Source organism: Enterococcus sp. SMC-9 (assembly GCF_021011285.1).
Lineage (GTDB): Bacteria > Bacillota > Bacilli > Lactobacillales > Enterococcaceae > Enterococcus_C > Enterococcus_C montenegrensis.
In genome coordinates this window covers 34,341-59,817 of record NZ_JAILYE010000006.1, presented here as the reverse complement: position 1 = coordinate 59,817, position 25,477 = coordinate 34,341, and the positions used below count along the sequence as shown (strand labels likewise).

The following is a 25,477-nucleotide window of genomic DNA, read 5'->3' as shown; positions in this document are numbered from 1 at the left end:
AGCTTTTGAGGGATCGATTCTAAGGAGGATTATCAGTGAAAGTAACGGAAATAAGCGCAAGTCAATTCCAGGAAATGGTCCAGGCTGGTGCTAGTCGTCTGCAAGTCAATGCAGAATATGTCAACTCGTTGAATGTTTTCCCGGTGCCAGATGGCGATACCGGAACCAACATGAATATGTCCATGACCAGTGGCGCTAAAGCTGTTTTAGATTCTGCATCAGAAAATGTTGGAGAATTAGCCAATGTTTTAGCTAAAGGATTGTTAATGGGAGCCCGAGGAAATTCCGGTGTTATCTTATCGCAATTGTTCCGCGGTTTTTCAAAACAAATTCCAGATGTGGCCACATTAAATGCCACAGACTTAGCCAAAGCATTTACCCATGGTGTGGAAACGGCGTATAAAGCAGTAATGAAGCCAGTTGAAGGAACCATTTTAACTGTGGCTCGCGTTGCGGCAGAATACGGCGAGAAAAAAGCAGCTGAAACAGATGACTGTGTAGAAGTTTTAAAAGCAGTTGTAAAAGGCGGAAAACGCGCCTTAGCCAAAACACCAGATTTATTGCCAGTCTTAAAAGAAGTTGGCGTAGTGGATAGTGGTGGTCAAGGTTTACTTTATGTTTATGAAGGCTTTTTATCTGCATTAACTGGAGAATATCAAGCGGATGAAACATTTGAACCAACCCCTGCTGCCATGGATGAAATGGTCAATGCCGAACATCACCGTAGCGTGCAAGGGCAATTAGCTACAGCAGATATTAAATTTGGTTATTGTACTGAAATTATGGTAAATATCGGTGAAGGACCAACTGTTGACAGTGAGTTTGACTATGAAACTTTCCGTAATTACCTAGATGGTTTAGGCGATTCATTATTAGTTGTCAATGACGATGAAATCATCAAAGTCCATGTGCATACAGAACATCCTGGTGAAGTCATGAATTATGGTCAAAAATTTGGGGCATTAGTTAAAGTTAAAGTAGACAATATGCGCTTGCAACACGAAACCATTTTAGAACATGACCATCAAGTTGAAGAATTTGCCACTGAACCAGCTAACTTACCACGGGTTCCTTATGCTGTAATCGCTATTGCAGCAGGTGAAGGAGTAGCAGAATTATTCCGGAGCTTAGGAGCAAACTATGTGATTTCAGGCGGTCAAACGATGAACCCAAGCACACAAGATATTTTAGATGCGATAAAAAAAGTTAATGCCGATAAAGTAATTGTGTTGCCAAACAATAAAAACATCTTCATGGCTGCTGATCAAGCAGCAGAAGTTGCAGAAATTCCAGTAGCAGTAATTGCTTCTAAAACTATTCCACAAGGTATGACTGCGATGTTGAGCTTTAACGAACAAGCAGACCTTGAGACTAACAAACAAGCGATGACAGATTCCTTAAAAGATGTTATCTCAGGCTCAGTGACGCATGCAATTCGCGATACCAACATCGATGGGATTGAAATTCATGAAGGCGACTTTTTAGGAATGGTCGACGGTGCAATTGTTATTTCAAATCCAGATCAAATGCAGACAGCTTTGACGACTTTGGAAAAAATGATCACACCAGAGACTGAAATTATTACCATTATTTTTGGTGATGAAGCCAAAGAAAAGGATGCCGAAAAACTGTCCGAAGCATTACTTGCAAAACATGGTGATTTAGAAGTCGAAATTCACGAAGGCAATCAACCGGTATATCCATACCTGTTTGCAGCAGAATAGAAAATAAATTTGACAAATTGCAGGTGAAACCAGCTACTTCCAAAAGATGAGCCTGGTTTCACTTTTTGTTTTCTATAGGAAAGAATAAAATTTCCAGACAGATAATGCAGCAGATCTTACGAGTGAAAGCCAACACATTTTTTTTAAGTCTTTATTTTGGTTTATTGCTAAAAAGTTGCCCAAGTTATTTTGACTTTTTTTATTTTTTACGAAAATTGAGGTGAACAGATGACTGCAGGACTAAAAACAGAAGTTGCTTATTTAAAAGGTGTGGGACCAAAAAGAGCGCAGGATTTAGCTAGCCTTGGGATTGTGACGGTAGAAGATTTACTAAGCTACTATCCTTTTCGCTATGACGACATTAAAGAACGTGACTTAACCGAGCTTTCTGATCAAGAAAAAGTTACCTTAAAAGGTGTCGTAGTGGCGCCGGCTGTGGTGAACCGCTTTGGGTACAAAAAATCAATGTTGAAATTTCGCATGATGCAAGATCATGTGGTTTTTAATGTTTCTTTTTTTAATCAGCCCTATTTAAAAGACAAAGTTGTTTTAGGTGAAGAATTGGCAGTTTATGGCAAGTGGGATGCCAAGCGAAAAGCAATGACGGGTATGAAAATTTTGGGCTCTGGCACAGATGATGATTTCGCCCCAATTTATCACGTCAATAAAAGTTTGAAACAAAAAACATTAATTGATTTAATTCGCCAAGCTTTTGAACTTTATCAAAATCAAATTGACGAGAATCTGCCTGTATCCTTAAAAGAAAAATATCGCTTAATCGATCGTGACAAAGCGATGTATGCCATGCATTTTCCACGGGATAAAGAAGAAAGTCATCAAGCTAAGCGGCGCGTTGTTTTTGAAGAATTTTTCTTGTTCCAAATGAAGTTGCAGGCCCTAAAGCAAGCAGAAAAAGCTGCAATCAATGGTTTGGCGATTCAATATGATGTCAAGCGGTTGAAAACTTTTATTGATAGTCTGCCCTTTGAATTGACAGGTGCGCAAAAAAAAGTAACCAATGAGATTTGTGCCGACTTAAAGAGTCCCCAACATATGCAACGCTTATTGCAAGGGGATGTCGGTAGCGGGAAAACGGTCGTGGCGGCGATTGCCTTATATGCTACAATGACAGCTGGCTTTCAAGGGGCATTGATGGTACCAACAGAAATCTTGGCTCAGCAGCACATGGAAAGTCTAAACCAATTGTTTGATCCGTTGGAAGTTTCTACGGCTCTTTTGACAGGATCCACCAAGGCCAAAGAACGCCGGCTTATTTTAGCGCAATTGGAAAATGGTGAAATTGACGTCATTGTTGGGACCCATGCGCTAATCCAAGAAGATGTGACGTTTTCAAATTTAGGCTTAGTGATTACCGATGAACAACACCGTTTCGGGGTAAACCAACGTCGTGTATTACGGGAAAAAGGCTTGCGCCCAGATGTCTTATTTATGACAGCTACGCCAATTCCGCGAACCTTAGCGATTACGGCTTACGGGGAAATGGATGTTTCTGTTATCGATGAACTGCCAGCTGGTCGGATTCCAATTGAAACACGCTGGGTGCGACCGAGTCAGTTAGATGCTATTTTGGATTGGTCTTATCGCGAGTTAAAAAAAGAACATCAAATGTATGTTATTTGCCCATTAATTGAGGAGTCAGAAACATTGGATGTTAAAAACGCGACGGAGATTTATGAACATCTACAAGCTTTTTACGGGGATGATTATGCAGTGGGGATGCTTCACGGCAAAATGAAAAACCAAGAAAAAGAAGCGATTATGACTGACTTCAAGGACAATAAAATGCAAGTGCTAGTATCCACCACTGTCATTGAAGTTGGCGTTAATGTGCCCAATGCAACTGTGATGCTGATTATTGATGCCGAACGTTTTGGTTTAGCACAACTCCACCAATTGCGGGGCCGAGTGGGGCGAGGCGCAGAGGCTTCTTATTGTATTTTAGTTGCAGATCCTAAAAATGAAACGGGAGCTGCACGGATGAAAATTATGACAGAAACAAATAATGGCTTCATTTTAAGTGAAGAAGACTTGAAACTACGCGGCCCAGGAGAAGTATTTGGTTTCCGGCAATCAGGGATTCCGCAATTTATAGCAGGTGATTTAGTCGCAGATGCCAATATTTTGGAAGTAGCCCAAAGTGAAGCAAAAAATGTTTGGCGAATGAAAAACTGGCAAGTATTACCGGAATATCACGGATTGGCTGCAGCAATAAAAAATCAGACCAGTGCGCAATTCTTTGATTGATTATGCTATACTTTGTAGCATATGAAAAGCTTATAACCAGCTTATAGGCTGTAGTTAATGGTTTACAGGAGGTAATAACGAAATGATGAAAATCGCAGTCGATGCGATGGGCGGCGATAATGCACCCAAAGCAATTGTCGAAGGTGTCATGTTGGCAAAAAAAGATTTTCCTGATATTGAATTTCAATTATATGGTAAAGAAGCAGAAATCAAAAAATTCGTAACTGATGAAACAAACGTTAAAATTATTCACACGGATGAAAAAATTAATAGTGATGACGAACCGGTTAAAGCAATTCGTCGTAAAAAACAAGCTTCGATGGTCTTAGCAGCACAAGCAGTGAAAAATGGCACAGCAGATGCTATTTTTTCTGCGGGGAATACAGGGGCATTATTGGCAGCCGGCTTGTTTATCGTTGGGCGGATTAAAGGGATCGAACGTCCCGGTCTAATGTCTACGTTACCAGTGATTGGTAAAGAGGGCGGTTTTGATATGTTAGACCTTGGAGCAAATGCCGACAATAAACCTGAACATTTATTGCAATATGGCATTTTAGGCTCTTTTTATGCCCAACATGTCAGAGGGGTTACAAATCCTCGCGTTGGTTTGTTAAATAATGGGACCGAAGAAACCAAAGGCAGCGAATTAACGAAAAAAGCTTTTGAACTCTTAAAATCAGAAAAAAGCATTAACTTTATTGGTAATGTGGAAGCAAGAGAACTTTTAAACGGCGCAGCAGATGTTGTCGTGACCGATGGCTTTACCGGCAATGCCGTTTTAAAAACAATTGAAGGAACAGCGCTAAACATGATGGCGCTTTTAAAAGAATCTATCTTAGCAGAAGGCTTCAAAGGGAAAATGGGCGCATTGCTGTTAAAAGATGGTTTGCGTAATTTGAAAAATGAAATGGATTACGCCAAATATGGTGGTGCTGTTTTATTTGGCTTAAAAGCACCAGTAATTAAAACCCATGGTGCTACAGGACCAGAGGCGGTCAGCTATACAATCCGTCAAATTCATACCATGTTGCAAGCGGATATGGTCCCACAATTAGTCGCACAATTTGAGGCGCGGGAAGATGAAAAGGCGAATTAAAAAGCTTTTAAAACGACAATTACTTAAAAAAGGCTAGACAAAGTATTTAGAAACCCTTAAAATGTTTGGTAGCTATCTTTTGATATTGTCATAAACGTGGAGGTGAATACATTTGACGCGTGAAGAAGTATTTAAAAAAGTAGCAGCCGTGATTGCAAACCACTTTAACGTGGATGCCGATCAAGTTACTGATACTATGAGCATCAAAGACGACCTGAATGCAGATTCCATTAGCGTGATGGAATTTGTCTTGGAATTAGAAGATGAATTTGGTACCGAAATTTCTGATGAAGATGCCGAACAAATCGAAACAGTAGGTAGTGCAGTAGATTATATTGCCAGCCACTTGTCATAAGAAACCAGTTAAAACTGAATCTTTTGTCACTAAAAGAGTAAAGAAAGTTTACCTAAAATTTTCTTTACTCTTTTTTTCTTTAAAAAAAAACAAAATCATTTTGGCATTTTTGCGCATTATTTGTTGTTTAAATGCTTTTTTATGGTAGGATAAAAATACATAAAAATAAATATTTTTGTATGGAATTTCACTGGTAAGTTTACGTGAAAGTGCTTTTTTAGCGAGGAAATTAATCTTTAAAGTTATTTGTTGAGGGAATCTTTGTGAAATTGCATGAATTGTAGCTGAAATTTACGCTTTAATTTTTATAAAAGATTAGCTTAATAGCAAGTTTTTCTTCAAATTTACGAGAAATCAAAATTAATTTTGGGAGTTTTCTGAAAATTCTGCTTTCACAGCTCTTTAACTTGCATTATGATACACCTTTCTATATAATTATTAAGAAATATTAGCGGGAGTAATTGGAGACTGGTAGAAGACAGCATCTCTCCCATGCTTTTTTACATTTTCCGGCAAAAAATCTCCGCATTAGCGAAAGAGGGGTATTGGATTGTCACAAGATAATCAATTATTAGAAGTTCAAGATCTGCACACGGGCTTTCGTATTAAAGATGAATACTACGATGCTGTTGACGGTGTGTCATTTACTTTAGAACGTAACGAAATTTTAGCGATTGTTGGTGAGTCAGGTTGTGGAAAGAGTACACTTGCAACGACCATTATGGGATTGCATGATCCAAAAAACACCCGTATCACTGGTGAGATGCTTTATAAAGATTTGGACTTAGCCAATTTAAATGAAACTTTATATAACAAAATTCGCGGAAATGATATTGGGATGATCTTCCAAGATCCATTGTCAGCCTTAAATCCTTTGATGCGAATTGAAGACCAGATTAAAGAAGGTTTGGTTTATCACACCAATATGACCGCAGAGCAACGGCAAGCACGGGCGATGGAATTACTAGATCAAGTTGGAATTCCAAATCCCAAACGAGTAGGGCGCCAGTATCCCCATGAATTATCTGGTGGGATGCGTCAGCGGGTTATTATCGCGATTGCGATTGCAGCAAAGCCACCGATTTTGATTGCCGATGAACCAACTACTGCATTGGACGTAACCATCCAAGCACAAATTTTAGATTTGTTAAAAGATTTACAAGAAGAAACGGAATCCGGCATTATTTTGATTACCCATGACCTGGGTGTCGTAGCTGAAATGGCTGACCGAGTAGCGGTAATGTATGCTGGTCAATTTGTTGAAGTGGCGCCAGTAGAAGAGTTGTTTAACAACCCACAACATCCGTATACCCGTTCACTTTTAAACTCAATTCCGCAAGAAGACAATCACGATAATGAACTTCATGTAATTGAAGGGATTGTACCGACCTTGGTGAAAATGCCACGGACAGGTTGCCGTTTTGCACCACGGATTCCTTGGATTCCAGAAAGTGATCACGAGGAAAATCCAACCTTACACGAAGTTGGAAAAGATCACTTGGTGCGTTGTACTTGCTACAAGCACTTCCATTTTAAAGACGAAGGAGAAGTGTAAATGTCAGAATTAATTACGATTAAAGATCTGAAAATCCACTATCCAATTCGCAGCGGTTTCTTTAACCGCGTGACAGACCATGTCTATGCCGTTGATGGTGTTGATTTTGTCATCGAAAAAGGTAAAACATACGGTCTTGTAGGGGAATCAGGTTCAGGCAAATCTACAACCGGTAAAGCGATTTTAGGATTAGAAAAAGTTACCGGCGGAGAAATTATTTATAACGGACAGGATGTCACAAAACGCAATGTCCGGAAAAAAATGAATTACAACAAAGACGTTCAAATGATCTTCCAAGATTCTATGTCCTCTTTGAACCCAAAAAAACGCGTATTAGATATTATTGCAGAACCGTTACGCAACTTTGAACGTTTAAGCGATCAAGAAGAAAAAAATCGCGTAAAAGAATTATTGGATATCGTCGGGATGCCAGAAGATGCCTTATACAAATATCCCCATGAGTTCTCTGGTGGTCAAAGACAGCGTTTAGGTGTTGCCCGTGCAGTTGCAACAAATCCAAAACTAATTGTAGCCGATGAACCTGTATCTGCTTTGGACTTATCCGTTCAAGCACAAGTGTTGAATTTCATGAAACGCATCCAGCAGCAATATGATTTGAGTTATTTATTTATTTCCCATGACTTGGGTGTAGTCAAACACATGTGTGACAATATCGCTATTATGTATAAAGGCCGATTTGTTGAAATTGGCAGTCGGGAAGATATCTACAATGATCCACGTCACATTTATACAAAACGCTTATTATCTGCCATTCCTCGAATTGATGTACCAAATCGTGAGGCGCATAAAGAAAATCGCCGTCACGTGGAAGAAGAATACATCAAGCATCAAAAAGATTATTACGACAATACGGGGCGCGTTTATGATTTACGCAAGATTACAGATACCCATTCTGTCGCATTATTAAACGAGGGGGCTAAATAAAATGTGGAAAACAATTTTACGACGTGTACTTTTAATGATCCCTCAAGTTATTATTTTGAGTATTTTAATCTTTATGTTAGCCAAAATGATGCCTGGGGATCCATTTACCGGGTTGATCAGTCCTACGACTTCACCGTCACGGATTGCAGAACTAAGAGAACAAGCTGGTTTAAATGATCCATGGCCGCAACAATATGTTCGTTGGGTTGGTAACGCCTTAAAAGGTGACTTTGGTATTAGTTATAACTACAAATATGCCGTTACGACAGTTATCGGACAACGGATCGGCAATACGGTTCGTTTGGCGATTGTTACAGTTATTTTGACTTATTTGATTGCTATTCCAATGGGGTTATTTGCCGGCAGATATCAAAACTCTTGGTTTGATAAATTTGTTGTTGCATATAACTTCATCAGCTTTGCGATTCCAGTATTCGTATTAGCTTTGATTATGTTGTTAATTTTTGGTTACCGTCTAGATTGGTTCCCTACCACGGGGAGTGTCTCGATTAACTCCAGTGCTGGGTCCTTTAAGTACTTCTTAGATGAGTTATACCACGTCGCGTTGCCGGCAATTGTTCAAGCGTTACTGGGAACAGCTGTAACCATCCAATACTTACGTAGTGAAGTTGTCGATGCAAAACAAATGGATTATGTGCGGACTGCCCGTTCTAAAGGGGTACCAACCAACCGCGTGTTTACCCGCCATATTTTCCGAAACGCATCATTACCAATCGCTTCACAATTGGGGTATGAAATTGTCGCATTGATTTCTGGTTCAGTGGTTATCGAGCGTATCTTTAACTATCCGGGGATTGGGAACTTGTTCATTTCAAGTATCCAACAACGGGATTATGCTATCATCACTGCTTTGACGTTGATTTTCGGGATTGCTACTTTGATCGGGACATTGGTGTCTGATATCGTGATGAGTATCGTTGATCCGCGGATCCGCATTCAGTAGTAGGGGGATAGTAGAATGTCTGAAAAAAATACAACAGAAAAAACGGCTCCAGTTGAAAAAGTATCGGTTCCACCAATGGGAATTCGAATGATTGCCCGCGAATTTGTTAAAGATCGTTTGGCACTTTTTTCACTGATAGTCTTAGTCTTATTATTACTTTTTGCTTTTGTGGGGGCGTTGTTCTTTGACCAGAGTTTGGTCAATACCGTTAACCCAATTGACCGCTATTTGGAACCAGGATCAATTTCCATGGAAGGTCATAAATTACTTTTAGGTTCTGATGATGGTGGTCGTGATGTTTTAGGCTTGCTTGTAATCGGCGCACGTAACTCAATTTTTATTGGTTTTGCAATTACGATTGCGACATCGATTATCGGTGTGGGTATCGGAATTATGTCGGGTTACTTTGGTGGCATTTTCGATATGATCGTGATGCGTATAGTCGATTTCGTTATGATTTTACCCATCCAATTAATCATCATTGTGTTAGTAACCATTATTCCACGCTATACAGCACTAAGTTTGGTTATCATCATGAGTGCGTTTTATTGGACGGCTAAAGCACGGCTGTTTCGTGCTAAAACATTGTCTGAAGTTCGACGGGATTACGTTTCCGCTTCAAAAACATTGGGGACAAATGATTTTAAAATTATGTTTAGAGAAATCATGCCTAACTTAAGTTCATTAATTATCACCAACTTGACGATGAACTTTGCTGGTAATATCGGGATTGAAACAACATTGACTTTCTTAGGTTTTGGTTTACCAAACGAAACACCAAGTTTGGGGACACTGATTTCATTTGCAACCGATTCTGATGTCTTGGTAAACAAACAATGGGTTTGGGTACCAGCTTCAATTCTAATTTTAGTTTTAATGTTAGCCATCAACTACGTAGGACAAGCATTCAAACGTTCAGCAGATGCGCGTCAACGTTTAGGTTAATTGCGGTATAACCATCTCTTACAGATGTTTGTATAAAAAAAGTTTTTAGTAAATGTATGGGAGGAACGGAAATGAAGAAAAAAATCATGGGTATGGTATCATTGTTCAGTATTTTTGCATTAGCTGCCTGCGGTTCTGGCGGTTCAGACAACAGCAAAAATAATGACAGTGGTTCAGGTGACAAAGCAGCAAACACATCTTTTGAAATGGCAACAAAAAATGATAAAAAGGCAATTGACGGCGGTACTTTAGAAGTAGCAGTCGTATCAGATACTGACTTTACTGGTATTTTTAGTCCTGCCTTTAGCCAAATCACATTGGATGACTACTTTAGTGAACCAGCACAAGAAACATTGATTTCTGTTGATAAAGATTTGAAAATCAAAGAAGACAATCCAGCCTCAACAGTTAAAATGGATCCAGATAGTAAAACAGTTACCATGACAATTAAAGACGGCGTAAAATGGAGTGACGGCAAAGACGTTACAGCCGACGACATGATCTTCCCGTATGAAGTAATCGGACACAAAGACTACGCAGGTGTACGTTATAGTGATGCCCTACAACAAATCGAAGGTATGGTAGAATACCACGATGGCAAAGCAGACTCAATCAGTGGGATTGAAAAAGTTAACGACAAAGAAATCAAAATCAAATTCAAAAAATTCCTACCTTCAATTTTACAAGGTGGTAATGACCCAATCTTAGGTTATGCTATGCCAAAACATGCTTTTGAAGGCATTGCGATTAAAGATATGGAAGGTTCTGATCCAGTTCGTAAAAATCCTGTTACAATGGGACCTTATAAAATTAACAAAATCGTTGCCGGACAATCTGTTGAGTTTGTTCCAAACGAACATTATTATGGTGAGAAACCAAAATTAGATAAAGTTGTTATGACCAAAGTTGGTACAGCTGCAGCAGCTGAAGCTATGAAGTCTAAAAAATATGACATGTTCTATGAAATGCCAACAAACACGTATGATTCATGGAAAGACAACAAAGGTTACCAAATGTTAGGTCAATTAGACAATGCCTATGACTACATCGGCTTCAAGATGGGTAAATGGGATGCTGATAAAGGTAAAGTTGTAATGGATCAAAATGCTAAAATGGCAGATAAACACTTACGTCAAGCAATGGGTTATGCCCTAGATAACAAAATTATCGGCGACCGTTTCTATGCTGGTTTAAGAACGCCTGCTAACTCATTAATCGTGCCTCCATTTGGCGAATTATATGACAAAGATCTTAAAGGCTACACACAAGATGTAGATAAAGCGAAAAAACTATTAGACGATGCTGGCTTTAAAGATACTGATGGCGATGGTTTACGTGAAGACAAAGACGGTAAGAAATTAACAATCAACTTTGCTTTCCGTGACAACTCTGGTGTAGCAAAATCAATTGCAGATTACTATATCCAATCATGGAAAAAAATTGGTTTAGATGTTAAATTAACTGGCGGCCGTTTGATGGAGGTAAACAGCTTCTACGACAAATTAGGTGCTGACGATCCTGAAATCGACGTTTACCAAGCTGGTTGGTCAACTGGTTTTGATCCAAATCCAAGTGGTTTGTACGGAACAGTTGCACAATTTAACTTTACTCGTTTTGAATCTGAAGAAAATACGAAGTTGTTAGAAGAAATGTCTTCTGAAGATGCATTAGATTCTGCAAAACAAGTAGAAATGTATAAAGAATGGCAAGAATATGCTTTTGATCAAGCATTTGCAATTCCAACAATGTATATGTACACACTACGTCCAGTAAGTGATCGTGTCGTAGATTTCTCTATTCAACGTCAATACGATGCTTATCCATGGGCTACAATCGGTGTAAGTTCTGAAGAACGTTAATAATTGATAAGAAATGACCACGAATTTTCGTGGTCATTTTTTTATGGGAAAAACGTCTGTTTAAAAAATAGCGTGTTTTTTATTTTTTGTAGGTGAAATAGTTAAAAGTTCGTTGTAAATCAACGGAGATATCGTGAATAACATTTCCTAATCGCTAGAAAATCAGTATAATAGGAAGGTGAGTATTGAAACAAAATCCAACCTAAAAAGGACTGTCAATAATGGATAATCAATTACAAACTATGTTAAAAGAAAAATTTGGGATTGTTTTTAAAAACGTATCGTTATTAGAACAAGCATTTACCCATTCATCTTATGTCAATGAGCATCGCAATTTGAATTTAGCCGACAACGAACGTCTGGAATTTCTCGGGGATGCCGTTTTGGAATTATTGGTTTCTCGTTACTTGTATCGCCAATATCCCGATTTACCTGAAGGAAAGCTAACGAAAATGCGGGCGTCTATTGTGCGGGAGGAAAGTTTAGCTGCTTTTGCTAAAGAATGTGATTTTGACAAAGCAATAAAGTTAGGTAAAGGGGAAGAAAACTCTGGTGGCAGAACTCGTCCTTCACTTTTATGTGATCTTTTTGAAGCTTTCTTAGGGGCGTTATATTTGGATCAAGATTTAGAAACAGTTAAAGCTTTTATTCAAAAAGTGATTTTCCCTAAAGTTGCTGCGGGTGCTTTTTCACATGAGATGGATTACAAAACACGTCTGCAAGAAGTCTTGCAAAAAGGTGGCGACGTGCAGATTGATTATCGCCTGGTCAAAGAAGAAGGTCCGGCTCATGAACGGATTTTTTGGACAGAAGTGTATTGCGATGATCGTTTAATTGGTAAAGGCCAAGGAAAATCAAAAAAATTAGCCGAGCAAGCAGCGGCCAATAACGCCTTAGAAAAACTTGCATAGTAGAGATCAGAAGGGAGCCCGGAGCTTTCGTGTATTTAAAGAAAATTGAAATCGCAGGCTTCAAGTCTTTTGCAGATCGAACTGTAATCGACTTTGAAAATGGCGTAACGGCTGTTGTAGGGCCAAACGGTAGTGGTAAAAGTAATATCACCGAAGCAATTCGCTGGGTTTTAGGCGAGCAATCAGCTAAAAGTTTGCGCGGTGGCAAAATGCCCGATATTATTTTTGCCGGTTCTGATTCCCGCAAGCCATTAAATATCGCAGAAGTCACAGTGGTACTGGATAATAGTGATCATTACCTGCCACTTGACTATAGTGAAATCAGTGTGACACGCCGCTTGCGACGCAGTGGTGAAAGTGATTTTTATATTAACAAGCAAAGCTGTCGCTTAAAAGATATACAAGATTTGTTTATGGACTCAGGCCTTGGTAAAGAGTCCTTTTCTATCATTTCTCAAGGTAAAGTTGAGGCGATTTTTGCCAGTAAACCAGAAGATCGCCGCGGGATTTTTGAAGAAGCCGCGGGAGTTTTAAAGTATAAACAACGGAAGAAAAAAGCAGAGCAAAAATTATTTGAAACAGAAGACAACTTAAGCCGTGTCCAAGACATCGTCTATGAGTTAGAAGATCAACTGACTCCCCTCAAAGAACAAAGTCGCTCTGCAAAAGAATTTTTGCGGCTGAAAGAAGAATTAAAGCGCATTGATGTGGCCCATACAGTCACAGAGATCAAAACAACGAAAGCTACTTGGGACAAAGCAGAAGAAAGTTTACAACAGTTAAATCAAGACCTAAAAGCTATAACGAATAAACTGACAACAGCAGAAAATCAATTGCAAAATAAGCGCCAAAAGCGACAAGAATTGGATCAGTGGTTAGAAAATGCCAATCAACAATTACTTTTTCTAACTGAAAGCTTAAAACAAGCAGAAGGTCAGCAAGAAGTCTTGTTGGAGCGCTCGAAACATACGCAACGTAGTTTTTCTGAATACGAAGAAAATTTAGCAGAGAATAAAGAAAAAATTGAACAGCTAGAAAATGCGAAACAAGAAATTATTCATGAACTTTCAGCTAAAAATGGGGCAGTACAAAACTTAGAAACAAGCGTTGCAGCATTAAAAGACGAATTAACGCGGCTACAAAAATCCACCAAAGAGCTCTTAGAAGAATTGCGGGGGCAATATGTGGAAAAAATGCAGGAGCACGCGAATATTGGAAATGATTTAAAATATTTAGAACGTCAATATTTACAAGAAAATGCTAAAAACCAAAAAACAATGACCAAACAAGGGGAGTTGCATAACCAAATCGCCACGCTCTCTGTGCAAAAAACAACACTAGCAGAAAAATTAACAGCAGCTGAAGAAAATTTGCTAGAACAGCGTAAAAATTACATTTTGGTCCAACAGCAAGCCCAAAAGTTACAACAAGAGTTTGAAATGGAACAAAAGAAAATGTATAGCTTGATGCAACAAGTGCAACAAGTAAGAGCAAAGCAAAAAAGTTTGCAAGATATTCAAGACAATTACACTGGTTTTTATCAAGGAGTCAAAATTGTTTTACAAAACAAAGAGCAGCTGACAGGAATTGTAGGCGCTGTGGCAGAGCTTATTCAAGTGCCAACTGAATACACCTTAGCGATTGAAACAGCTCTAGGAGGAGCCGCGCAACACGTTGTCGTGGAAAATGAAGGCGATGCAAGACAGGCGATCACGTTTTTAAAAGAACGTCGCGCTGGCCGTGCAACTTTCTTGCCATTGACGACAATTAAAGGTCGCCATTTAAGTGAAGCGGTCATCAATATGGCAAGTAAAAATAAGGGCTTTTTAGGCGTAGCCAGTGAATTAGTTAAAGTTGCAGAAAAATTGCAGCCGATTTGTGACAACTTATTAGGCAGCACCTTAATTGCCCAAGACTTAAAGAGTGCCAATGAAATTGCCCGCGATGTGCAATTTCGTTACCGTGTTGTTTCACTAGAAGGCGATGTTATGAACGCTGGTGGCTCCATGACCGGGGGGGCGACTAAAAGAGGCAATCAAGGAAGTCTTTTTAGTCAAACCAATGAATTGCAAAACTTAACAACGGAACTTCAGACACTGGATACGCGCTTATTAGCAACTGAAAAACAAGTTCAGCGCATCGAAGAACGGGTAAAAGAAAAGACAGCTCAATTGGAGCAACTGCGCAATAGTGGCGAAAGCGCCCGCTTAACAGAGCAAGAATTAACCAATCAAGTCAAAAATGTGACCCAAGAATTACAGCGCTTGGAAAAAGAGCAAAAAGTATTCGCTTATGAAAATCGAGAAGTGCAGCAATTTTTAACCGAATATGAAGAACAAAAAGCAGAGTTAACCGCAAAACAAGCACAAGTCGACCGCAAACGAGAAAGCATCAACAAAGAGATTCAACAATTGACCCAACAAGAAGATGTGATTGAAGAGAAAAGACAAGTGGCTAGTGCTGCTTTAGCGACAAAACAAGCAGAGTTAGCAGTAGCGGTTGAAAAAGTCAGCAATTTAAAACAAACGCTTGAAAGAAATGACGCCGCGTTACAAGAAGCAAATAGGCGCCATGAAAGTTTAACTAATCAAATGGCTGCTTTAAACTCCAACTCAAGTGATCATGAACTGTCTGAAGAAGCCCTGCAAAAAAAAGTTGCAGATCTTCGGCAGAAAAAAGCCGATTTAGAGGGCGAATTGGCAGCAAACCGACAAGAGCGCAGTGTGTTGCAACAAGTTATCACCGCTGCAGACGAAGAAATGACGCAGTTGAATTTGGAACAAAAAACATTTTTATCGCAAAAAACCAAAGAAGAAGTAGCCAAAAACCGCGCTGATATTCATTTGGACAATCTTTTGGCTTATTTGCAAGAAGAGTATAGTATCACCTTTGAATTAGCTGTTAGAGAATATGACATAGTTTCAGATAGCCAACAAGCTAAAAATGAGATTCAACGCTACAAACGTGAAATTGAACGTTTAGGGCCAGTCAATCTAAACGCCATTGAACAATATGAGCAGGTGCTAGAACGCTATACCTTCTTAACAAGTCAACGAGATGACTTGCTAGCAGCCAAAGATCAATTATTTAAAACAATGGATGAAATGGACGAAGAAGTGAAAGTTCGTTTCGGTGAAATTTTTGAAGCAATTCGTTTGCGCTTTAAAGAAGTCTTTCCACAGATGTTTGGTGGTGGTCGTGCAGAATTGACACTAACAGATCCGACAGATTTATTAAATACAGGGATTGAAATTGAAGCCCAACCACCTGGTAAAAAATTGCAAAACTTAAGTTTACTTTCTGGTGGCGAACGTGCGTTAACGGCAATTGCATTGCTGTTTTCAATTATTCAAGTACGTCCGGTACCGTTTTGTGTGTTAGATGAAGTAGAGGCTGCTTTAGATGAAGCTAACGTTACCCGCTTTGGGCACTATTTAAGTCGTTTCCAAGATGATACGCAATTTATCGTAGTGACCCACCGCAAAGGAACGATGGAAGCCGCTGACGTGCTCTATGGGGTGACCATGCAAGAATCTGGCGTTTCTAAAATTGTTTCTGTCCGTTTAGAAGACGTCAGTGAAGGCGGTAAAATTAAAACAGAAGTGTAAGAAAAATTTTCTGAACAATTACAAAAGCCTTTTAGAAAGGAGTTTATTTGATTGATTAAGATGATCGCTATTGATCTTGATGGTACGTTACTAGATCAAGAAAAGAAAATTAGTCAACGTAATAAAGAGGCTTTGGCAAAGGCTAAAGCACAAGGGGTAAAGATTGTTTTATGTACAGGACGACCTTTACGGGCAATCAGACCTTATTTGGAGGAATTGGAGTTAAAAGAGGCTGGAGATTACAGTATCACGTTTAACGGTGGGCTCGTGCAAAAAAACGATACTGGTGAAGTAATGGCGAAATCTGTTTTAAGCTATGATAATGTACAAGAATTGGTAAAATTAGCGCGTGATTTGGCGTTACCATTAGATATTGTTTCCGATGAAGTCGTTTATATTCTGCCTACAGCTCCAGATCACCAATCTATTTATTCCAAGTTAAATCCATTGTTACACTTCCAACCCTTTTCACAAGCAGAATTAACGGAAGAATTGTTATACAACAAAGCAGTGGTTGCTTTTGAGCAAGAATACTTGGATCAACAGTTGGCAAAAATCCCAGCTGAGTTCAAAGAACGTTATGAAATTATCAAAACACGCGATGTTTTACTGGAATTCATGCCAAAAGGTGTAACCAAAGCGTATGGCTGTAAATTGTTAGCAGAGCATCTTGGCATTACAGCCGCGGAAGTCATGGCGATTGGTGATGAAGAAAATGATCTACCGATGATTGAATACGCGGGAATGGGCGTGGCAATGGATAATGCGGTAGCGATGGTCAAAGAAGCTGCGGACGTTATCACTGCTAGTAATGTCGCAGACGGCGTAGCACAAGTAGTCGAAAAATACGTGCTACAATAAATGAAAGCAAAATTACGATAAGGAGGTTCAATATGGGCTTTTTCGATAAGATTAAAAAGGCTTTAATGGGGGAAGCTGAACCAAAAACTCCCGAAGAAACACAAGTGCTACCCGTAGAAACAAAGGAAAATCTGTATGATGACAAACCGCAATCAAACCCGGATACGCCAGCTGAAAGTACAGAAAGTACAGAAAGTGCAGAAAGTACAGAAAATGCTGCGGATATACCGGCTGCTGCTGAAAAAGTAGCTCAAATACCAGCTACTACACAAGTTGAAATCCCAGCAGAAATCTCAGAAGAACAAAATATTACCGATTCCAAGGTCGAAAAAAGAGAAGATCCTGCAGAAGATAGTGCTGCTTTTGTTGTCACTGAACCAGCCGAGACTGTAAAAAAATCAACGGTTGAAGCAAATGCCAATCAGTCAGAAACTGTTGATTTTACACCACCTGTCAGTGAAGCTGCTACTTTTGTTTCCGAAGAAGAACAAGTAGAAGAAATTAAAGAACAAAAAGAGCCAATTGCTTCAGAAAATGTACAGGAAAAATATGACAAAGGGTTAAAAAAATCACGAAAAACTTTTGGGCAACGCTTAAATGAATTGTTTGCCAACTTTCGTAGTGTGGATGAAGCGTTTTTTGAAGAAGTAGAAGAAACCTTGATCGGTGCGGATGTTGGTTTTGAAGCAGCAATGAAAATTGCCGACGACTTACGCCAAGAAGTAAAATTACAGAACGTGAAAAAGCCAGCCGAAGTACAAAATGTTATGATTGAAAAATTGGTTGATTTGTATGATGAAGCCGGTAGCGATGAGGTCAATACGTTAAATATTCAACCTAATGGTTTAACAGTTATGCTTTTTGTTGGGGTAAATGGTGTCGGTAAAACGACAAGCATTGGTAAATTGGCTTATGAGTATAAACAAGCCGGAAAAAAAGTACTCTTAGCTGCAGCGGATACATTTCGTGCGGGTGCGATTGACCAATTAGTGGTTTGGGGTCAGCGCGCTGGTGTAGAAGTGGTTCGTGGCAATGCCGGGGGGGATCCGGCTGCGGTAGTTTATGATGCCATGGAAAAAGCGAAGGCACAAAATGCGGATATTTTATTAGTTGATACCGCGGGACGATTGCAAAATAAAGTCAACTTAATGAATGAATTGGAAAAAATTAAGCGTGTTATCAAGCGGGAAGCACCTGATGCTCCTCATGAAGTCCTATTGGTTTTAGATGCCACCACTGGACAAAATGCGATGGTTCAAGCTAAGCAATTTAAGGAAACGACGGATGTGACAGGGCTGATTTTAACAAAATTAGACGGAACTGCTAAAGGTGGGATTGTTTTAGCCATTCGAAATGAATTGCATCTACCGGTTAAATTAGTTGGCTTAGGAGAAGGTATCGATGACTTGGAACCTTTTGATCCTAATGAATTTATTGTCGGCTTGTTTAAAGGCTTAATAAAGGATGTATAAAAAAGCCTGATGACTAGCATCTTTTAAAAGGTATTTTAAAACAGCAAGGTGAAGTTTTACTCGCTATCTGGGTGAAATTTCACCTTTGTCTTTAACTTTGAATAAAAACCTGGAGGAATGGTATGACACAAACAAGTTTATTAAAACGTTTAATCTTTTATTGTGGTTTTATTCTATTACAAAATCTTGTTTCAACGGTGGTCTTTTTGCCGAAAATTAGCGATGTGTTGCTCGCTTTAATTAGTGTGTTAGTCGCTGGCGGGTTTATTTATTTTTTAACAACGCGCTACCAAAAGCAGTTGCTGGTCTACAACCCCCGCGCAATGGGTCAAAAAAAAGTCGTAGGAAAATGGAAGTATGTGCTTTTAGGTGTCTTGGCGATGTTTGCTGCTAATATTGTGCTAGCAAATTTTTTGCCAGAAACAACGGAAAATCAAGCCGGGATTAATCAAAGCTTTTTGGTAAATCCCATTACCCTGACTGTCTATGGTGTGATTTTAGCCCCGATAATTGAAGAATTGCTGTTTCGCGGGATCTTTATGAATTACTTTTGGAATAAAGATACTGCCCGTGCAAAAGTTTTAGCCGTACTCACTTCGGCATTATTATTTGGTCTAATGCATGAACCCCGCATTTCAATGGCATTACTTTTATATATGACTTTAGGAATTGTGTTGGCAAGTGTGTATCAAAAAACAGAAGATTTACGTTGCTCAATGCTAGTGCATATGCTCTATAACGGTTTAGGCTTTGTCGGTATGTTTTTAACATTGCAATAAGAAAAGCTGAACAAACTTGTCCAGACTGCAAAAAATAAGGATGGGATTTTCGAAAATTGCTCTTTAAATTTTTGAAAATTTCAACTTATTTCTTGGCGGACTAGTATGTGAAGCTAGCCAATAAGAAAAGCTGAACAAACTTGCTCAGACTGCAAAAAATAAGGATGGAATTTTCGAAAATTGCTCTTTAAATTTTTGAAAATTTCAACTTATTTCTTGGCGGACTAGTATGTGAAGCTAGCCAATAAGAAAAGCTGAACAAACTTGCTCAGACTGCAAAAAATAAGGCTGGGATTTTTGAAAATTGCTTCTTAAATTTTTGAAAATTTCAACTTAAAGCCAAAGAAAGCTAGTATGAAAAGCTGGGTAGGGATACTCCTACTAGTAAAAAAGATCGGAAAATGCAGCGTGAGATGCGACATTTTCCGGTCTTTTTGCAGTTTAAAACTATGATTCTTTACTACTGATAGGAATGATCAAACTGAAGGTAGTGCCTTCTTTTGAACTTGTGACCTCCATTAGCCAGCTGTTGCGTTTGACGATGGAAGAGACAATGAAAAGACCAAGTCCGGTTCCCCCTTCTTCTTTTCTAGTAGTTAGAAATGGTGTGAAAATCTGATCTTTAATACTTTTATCAATACCAGGACCATTATCTGAAACTTGAATCAGTGCTAATTTTTTATTTTGATAAATAAACGCGCCTTCTGTAATTTTTGCCTGCATCACAGCAGAAGGTGTGGTCAGTGAAACAGTAATAGTCGCGTCCGGTTTCGCTTGATAGGCATTGGTGATTAAGTTATAGAGTAAAACTTGAACATCGTCTTGTTGGAATAAGGCATCGGCTGAAAGGTCGATTTCTTTTATGATGGTGACAGATTTTGGAATTAGAATTTTCATCGTTGTAACAGCTTCTTCGATTGCTTGATTTAAAGACTGTACTTTTTTCGTTTGATCTTTTTCTTTTGAAAAATGCAAAATTCGTTGCGAAAGTTGTTGCCCTTTTTTAGCGGCATAGTGCATATCTTCTAAATCTGCGATAAGTTCTGGATCATCTGTGTGTTCTGTCATTAATAGCTCAATATTACCAATTAAAGGCGTTAAAAAATTGTTCATATCATGTACGATTCCGGTTGTAACAAGACCGATTGTTTCCATTTTTGACTCTTGTAGGAGACTTTTTTCCAATTGGTGTTTTTCAGCTTCTAATTGCCGTTTTTCTTTTAAGCGTTGGTTTTCATTAGTTGTGTGCTGTTGTTTGGCAAGCAGACGGACCATCAAAACTAAAAGCGATGCAACCATTAACAAAATTACAACAAGCCCTAAATTAATCAGTAGATCGTGCAAAATCCAACCGTTATCTTGGTAAAAGTCTGCTGTATTGGCAATGACAAAGCGCTCTTCGCCAATTTTTACCCATTGAAAGGCATTGAGTTTTAAAACAGAAGTTAAATCCGACTCATTCCACCAATAAGAATGATAACTTAGGCTGCCTTTTTCGTGCTTTTTTTGGTAGACATCGAGTTTTTCTAAATCGGTATAATCTAGGTTAGGAAACCGTTTTTTACGGCCAGTTATAATATTTAATCCTATTTGTTCTCGGGCCGGATGCATGACGACTTCCATTTTTTCATTTTTCATTAGAGGGTAACGTTGTTCTGTATCCGTTGGTTGAATTTTATCTAAGAATAATTGCTCTAAATTTAACGGTACGACAACTAACCCTTGTAGCTCTTTTTTTGTATTGTAAATTGGATGATAGAGATTAAAAAAAGAGTTTTGCTGAATAAAATAGACCTTCCCATTTTGGTTAACTTGTCCTTTTAGTGCTTTTTGAAAGAAAGGATCCGTAGTCATTTTTTTACTTAAGGTACTATTGGTCACCTGATTTTTAGCAGAATAATGACTTTCTAATGGTTGCCCCTCTTTATCAAAAAGAAAGATACCAGAAAAAGCGTGATTGCGCATAAAAAATTGCGTAATAAGATTATTTTGCTGTGGTAGTTGTAAGGCGGTATCCGTATTAATTGTATCCGTTACAAAACTGTCCAAGTCGCTGGCACTACTTGTAATTTCAGCTACAATTAATTTGGTACTTACCTCATTGACCTGTTCTAATTGTGTTTTTCCCATTTTTAAAGCTTCTTGTTGTATGTTATGATAGCCTAAAGCCGTGATGAGAATACCTGTTAAAGTTATCGCCATCACCGTGATAAAAAGTGCATTCATTTTTTTAGTTAACTTTTTCATTTTTTGGTAAGCCTTTCATTTTAACTTGGAGGAATTTGCGATGCGCAATGAAAAAATCTTAGTAGTTGACGATGATCCAGCGATTCGCCGCTTAATTTGGAAATCACTGCAATCGACTGGTATCCTGATTTATCAAAGTGATTCAATTGAAAAAACGATTGATATTATGAGTCGGGTGGAATTTGATTTATTTTTATTAGATATTAGTTTGGAATATGAAAATGACGGGTATCACTTAGCACAAATGATTCGCAATGAAAACAGCGTCGTGCCCATTATTTTTTTAAGTGGTAAAACACAAGATCAAGATATCGTTACCGGCCTTGAAACCGGGGCGGACTTATATTTGACCAAGCCATTTTCGCCTGCTATTTTAAAGGCGCAAGTCTTGGCTTCTTTAGACCGCAGTTTGGTGTTAAAAAAACATAATGGTCAACAAATTAAAACCAGCAATGTCTTAAAACTTGGTGAATTTACGTATGATAAAAAACGCTACCAGCTTTATAAAAACGATGTAGCACTTAAACTATCTTCCAAAGAAACACAACTTATGCAGTTTTTTATGGAAAATCCCAACCAGGTTTTTTCAAAGGAACAGATTTACCAAAGTGTTTGGGACGAAGAAAAAACCGATGCCAACACTATTATGGTCTTTATCAATCATTTACGCAATAAGATTGAAGATGATCCGAAAAATGCAAAATATTTGCAAACAGTGTGGGGAATCGGTTATACATTTGTCGCAACTATTTAAAATAGTCCTTCTAAAAGGGCAAAGTAGATGCCAAGGGATAATAAATCGGCGGCACCCCCAGGACTCCAATTGCGGGAAATTAAAATTTCATCATATTGGATGAGCGCTCTTATTAGTTCTGCGTTGGTTAACTCTTTTGCATGGAGTTGCTGCATTTCTGCCTTTAGCGTAATAAGGGCTGTTGCTCCGCCGCGATGTAAGACGTTACTGTCTTCTAATTCACTCATTAAAAAGACCAATGCCCGTAATAATAATTCTTCACGGGGCAAATTACGATTTTCCCGCAGATAAGGAAGTAAAACTTCTCCTAAAGCCGGATAACCTGCTGCGGCTTGACCACGAATGCCTGTCGCTCCTTTAGCTAGGTAAAGCTTTTCACCGTGTGTCAGTTCTTTTTTTGACGCAACGTTTTTAAAGTCGGTTTTTAATAAGTCTTTGGTAATGGCTTGACTTAATTTTAAAATATTTTCAGAGTCAGTTGCAGTCAAAGGCAACTGGCTTTTTTGTAGATGTAGTCCTGTCGCACCTAATAAAACCGCAAAAGAAAAATTGGCACCTTTATGGGTGTTGATTCCATTTGTCGCAGTAAACATGGCCGCTTCAGCTTGTTGGCCTAGTTGGCGTAAAGTATAAAACAGTTCAGCCGGAGTTCCCTGGTGTTGTAGTCCGGCTTTTAAATATTGAGAAAAATAAGGGGATAGCGCCAAGATGCTATCAATGAATAAATAAAAATCCATATCTTTGTGAGCGCCGTTAGTTAGACGGTCCACTAGCCCTGGTTTTGGTGAAAGGGCAACTTCGTAAAAAAGCCCCTTTTTAGCTGCGGCAACGACGGTGTGGTATTGGTTATTCAATTTGATGTGACTCCATTTCTTGTAAAATAAATTGTAAGGAGTGGTTTAAATGTTCATGGGTAATTAGCGTTACTTGGGTAATATCGTTTGTCACCATACCGCGATAAAGTAGCCAATGCTCCTCTAGTGCGCGATAACGCCGTTCAGATGAGCGAATGGCAATATCACGAAAATAAACGAGGTAGGCTTGTAGATCTGTCACAATAGTTTTCAAACGTTTCATCTGACTCTTTTCATAAATAAACGAATTGAAGTCAGAGAAGTTTTGTAAAACTTCATCGACTTTATCTTCTTGATTGAGGCGGTCGCCTTCTTCTAATAAAGCCCGCAAATCATCGAAATCTTTTGGGGTCATAAGCTGCATGGCCTTAATTGTCGCAAGTGTATCCAGCGACTTGCGAATATCATAAATTTCGTGGGCGTCTTTTATACTAATTCCTTTAACTACGATACCAACGCGGGGAACATGTTCGACTAATTGTTCTTCTACTAATTGGTGCAAAGCAAAGCGAATCGGGGTCCGGCTGATATTTAGCGTTTCTGAGAATTCTTTTTCGTTGATTCTCTCACCAGCAGGAATTTGACCTAAAATAATACTTTTTCGAAATGCTTCGTAAATAGAAAGTTTTAAGGGTTGATTTTGAGATAAGTCTAAATTATTTTTAACGGCTGCAATGGTTGCGTTCATTTTTATCAATCATCCTTTTATGGAAGTCTTTTTAAGTGAATTGGGACTTGATTTCTCGCCTCATCATATTTTCTATCTTGTTATTTGTCAACAAGCGTTTTTTCTTTTAGATAATAGTAGGTAATAAAAAGAAAAAAACCGGGTCGAAAGTGGCCCGGTTTTTTTTGTGACTTTATTTTTGTGGGATATAAAACGGTAAGTGACCGAATAACATAATCGTTACCACGAAGATGACGAAGATACAAGCGGCCCATTTCCCAGCTTCTCGTTGCCATTGTCCCATATCTAGTTTTGTTAAACGTAGTAGTAAGTAGATAAATGCTACTAATGGTGACAATAAGTGGAATGCTTGTCCCATTAATGAAGCAAGTGCCATTTGCATATTGGTAAAACCATAAGCACGACCTGCTTCAGCTAAGACTGGCATAACACCAAAGTAGAAACCATCATTTGAGATGAAGAATGTACCTGGTGCTGAAATTAATGCAATTACAATACCCCAGAAACCAGCAAGTTGTTTTGGAATAATGTAAGTGAAACTTGTTGCCAATGCTTCAGCTAAACCTGAACCTTGGAAAATACCCATGAAGACACCAGCAGCAAAAACTAGAATAACTACTTGAACAGCGTCGCCACCGTTAGCGCCGATACGAGCTGACTGATCTTTTAAGACAGGGTAGTTTACGATTAACGCAATACAAGTACCTAATAAGAACAAGAACAATGGTGGTTGTGCAAACCAACCAGGTAAACCAATTTGATCTGCAAATGAACTCAATACTAACCAAGCAATTAAAGCAATAGTCATGATTCCATTAAAAGCAAAAAGTTTTGGACGACGAATTGCCATTGTTTCTGGGTCTGTAACAGCAGTCATTTCTTCAATTTCTGCATCTGATAATTCTTTAATCCCTAAGCGTTTTCTTTCCTGACGTCCCATGTGAGGTGCTACTATAAAGATAACGAATAAAACAGAAAGAATCATACCTGGCATTAGGTAAGCTAGAATTTCAGCACCAACATCTAACACGGCCATTGCCCGTGCAGTTGGTCCGCCCCATGGCAATAAGTTCATGATTGTGTTTTGCAAAATAACCAAAACACCTAGGTTCATTAATTTCATATCTAATTTTTTATAGATTGGAATAAAAGCAGAACAGCAGATTAATGTTGTTGTTGTACCGTCACCGTTTAAAGAAACAGCGGCAGCTACAACTGCAGTGGCAATCAAAACTTTCATTGGATCGCCTTTGGCAAAATGGATCATTTTTTTAGTGATTGGATCAAAAAGACCAGCATCTAACATGATAGAGAAGTAAAGGATGGCAAATAATAACATGATCCCTGTGTTAGAGGTTGTTTTGATACCTTCCATAACCCAATCGCCGATATTGTTGCTACCGGCTACACCGTCAACGACAGGTGGTGCGGTTACACCAGCAGCCAGTGCGATTAAAGCAAATACTAAAGGAATAATAACTAATGACGTAAGTGGAGATAATTTCTTTTTCATGATAACGAACATGAAGACGATAATCATGAGGTAAGACAAAATAGTAAGTAACATTTCCTTCTTCCTTTCAAAAACAGTTTTT

19 protein-coding genes are annotated in these 25,477 nt (G+C 38.7%); 15 read left to right on the top strand and 4 right to left on the bottom strand.

Features of this window, described 5'->3' with window-relative positions; translation table 11 throughout:
- The first annotated feature begins 35 nt into the window (after positions 1–35).
- From K4422_RS10205 to K4422_RS10140, 14 genes are all read left to right on the top strand, one after another.
- Positions 36–1,724 carry a DAK2 domain-containing protein gene (locus tag K4422_RS10205; protein WP_206903390.1) on the top strand — a complete coding sequence of 563 codons (1,689 nt, stop codon included), beginning with the start codon at positions 36–38 and terminating at the stop codon, positions 1,722–1,724.
- Positions 1,725–1,952: 228 nt separating this feature from the next.
- Positions 1,953–3,989, top strand: coding sequence for an ATP-dependent DNA helicase RecG (recG, locus tag K4422_RS10200; protein WP_230711064.1), 2,037 nt, complete (start codon positions 1,953–1,955; stop codon positions 3,987–3,989).
- Positions 3,990–4,074: 85 nt separating this feature from the next.
- A complete protein-coding gene (gene plsX / locus K4422_RS10195) occupies positions 4,075–5,085 on the top strand; it encodes a phosphate acyltransferase PlsX (protein WP_206903649.1) in 1,011 nt (336 codons plus the stop codon).
- Between the two features lie 112 nt (positions 5,086–5,197).
- Positions 5,198–5,440: an acyl carrier protein gene (gene acpP / locus K4422_RS10190; RefSeq protein ID WP_071864237.1), complete on the top strand. Its 243-nt coding sequence runs from the start codon at positions 5,198–5,200 to the stop codon at positions 5,438–5,440.
- Positions 5,441–5,990: 550 nt separating this feature from the next.
- The gene (locus K4422_RS10185) at positions 5,991–6,995 is read left to right on the top strand and encodes an ABC transporter ATP-binding protein (protein WP_206903392.1); all 1,005 of its coding nucleotides are present in this window, start codon (positions 5,991–5,993) and stop codon (positions 6,993–6,995) included.
- On the top strand, positions 6,996–7,940 hold the full coding sequence (locus K4422_RS10180) for an ABC transporter ATP-binding protein (RefSeq protein ID WP_206903393.1): 945 nt from the start codon (positions 6,996–6,998) through the stop codon (positions 7,938–7,940).
- Between the two features lies 1 nt (position 7,941).
- Entirely contained in the window at positions 7,942–8,904 is a 963-nt protein-coding gene (opp4B, locus tag K4422_RS10175) for an oligopeptide ABC transporter permease (protein WP_206903394.1), read from the top strand.
- 15 nt (positions 8,905–8,919) lie between these two features.
- Complete coding sequence (locus K4422_RS10170) at positions 8,920–9,849, top strand: ABC transporter permease (RefSeq protein ID WP_206903395.1); 930 nt, start codon at positions 8,920–8,922, stop codon at positions 9,847–9,849.
- A 71-nt stretch (positions 9,850–9,920) separates the two neighbouring features.
- Positions 9,921–11,708: an oligopeptide ABC transporter substrate-binding protein gene (locus K4422_RS10165; RefSeq protein ID WP_230711063.1), complete on the top strand. Its 1,788-nt coding sequence runs from the start codon at positions 9,921–9,923 to the stop codon at positions 11,706–11,708.
- 221 nt (positions 11,709–11,929) lie between these two features.
- Positions 11,930–12,619 (top strand): ribonuclease III, encoded by a 690-nt coding sequence (gene rnc, locus K4422_RS10160; RefSeq protein WP_230711062.1) that lies wholly within the window; start codon positions 11,930–11,932, stop codon positions 12,617–12,619.
- A gap of 29 nt (positions 12,620–12,648) precedes the next feature.
- Positions 12,649–16,227: a chromosome segregation protein SMC gene (gene smc, locus K4422_RS10155; protein WP_230711061.1), complete on the top strand. Its 3,579-nt coding sequence runs from the start codon at positions 12,649–12,651 to the stop codon at positions 16,225–16,227.
- A 51-nt stretch (positions 16,228–16,278) separates the two neighbouring features.
- The gene (locus K4422_RS10150; protein WP_206903399.1) at positions 16,279–17,088 is read left to right on the top strand and encodes a Cof-type HAD-IIB family hydrolase; all 810 of its coding nucleotides are present in this window, start codon (positions 16,279–16,281) and stop codon (positions 17,086–17,088) included.
- A 32-nt stretch (positions 17,089–17,120) separates the two neighbouring features.
- Positions 17,121–18,560, top strand: coding sequence for a signal recognition particle-docking protein FtsY (gene ftsY, locus K4422_RS10145; protein ID WP_230711060.1), 1,440 nt, complete (start codon positions 17,121–17,123; stop codon positions 18,558–18,560).
- Positions 18,561–18,682: 122 nt separating this feature from the next.
- The gene (locus K4422_RS10140; RefSeq protein WP_230711059.1) at positions 18,683–19,339 is read left to right on the top strand and encodes a CPBP family intramembrane glutamic endopeptidase; all 657 of its coding nucleotides are present in this window, start codon (positions 18,683–18,685) and stop codon (positions 19,337–19,339) included.
- Between the two features lie 447 nt (positions 19,340–19,786).
- Here the strand turns inward: K4422_RS10140 and K4422_RS10135 are convergent, their stop codons facing one another.
- On the bottom strand, positions 19,787–21,586 hold the full coding sequence (locus K4422_RS10135; protein WP_230711058.1) for a sensor histidine kinase: 1,800 nt from the start codon (positions 21,584–21,586) through the stop codon (positions 19,787–19,789).
- Between the two features lie 40 nt (positions 21,587–21,626).
- Here K4422_RS10135 and K4422_RS10130 point away from each other — a divergent pair, with 40 nt between their 5' ends.
- On the top strand, positions 21,627–22,340 hold the full coding sequence (locus tag K4422_RS10130) for a response regulator transcription factor (RefSeq protein WP_206903403.1): 714 nt from the start codon (positions 21,627–21,629) through the stop codon (positions 22,338–22,340).
- Here K4422_RS10130 and citG read toward each other — a convergent pair.
- From citG to K4422_RS10115, 3 genes are all read right to left on the bottom strand, one after another.
- A complete protein-coding gene (gene citG, locus K4422_RS10125) occupies positions 22,337–23,194 on the bottom strand; it encodes a triphosphoribosyl-dephospho-CoA synthase CitG (protein WP_230711057.1) in 858 nt (285 codons plus the stop codon). The genes K4422_RS10130 and citG overlap by 4 nt on opposite strands.
- Positions 23,187–23,882, bottom strand: coding sequence for a GntR family transcriptional regulator (locus K4422_RS10120; protein ID WP_206903405.1), 696 nt, complete (start codon positions 23,880–23,882; stop codon positions 23,187–23,189). The genes citG and K4422_RS10120 overlap by 8 nt, the downstream gene beginning before the upstream one ends.
- Before the next feature lie 172 nt (positions 23,883–24,054).
- The gene (locus K4422_RS10115) at positions 24,055–25,449 is read right to left on the bottom strand and encodes a CitMHS family transporter (RefSeq protein WP_230711056.1); all 1,395 of its coding nucleotides are present in this window, start codon (positions 25,447–25,449) and stop codon (positions 24,055–24,057) included.
- Positions 25,450–25,477: the final 28 nt, after the last annotated feature.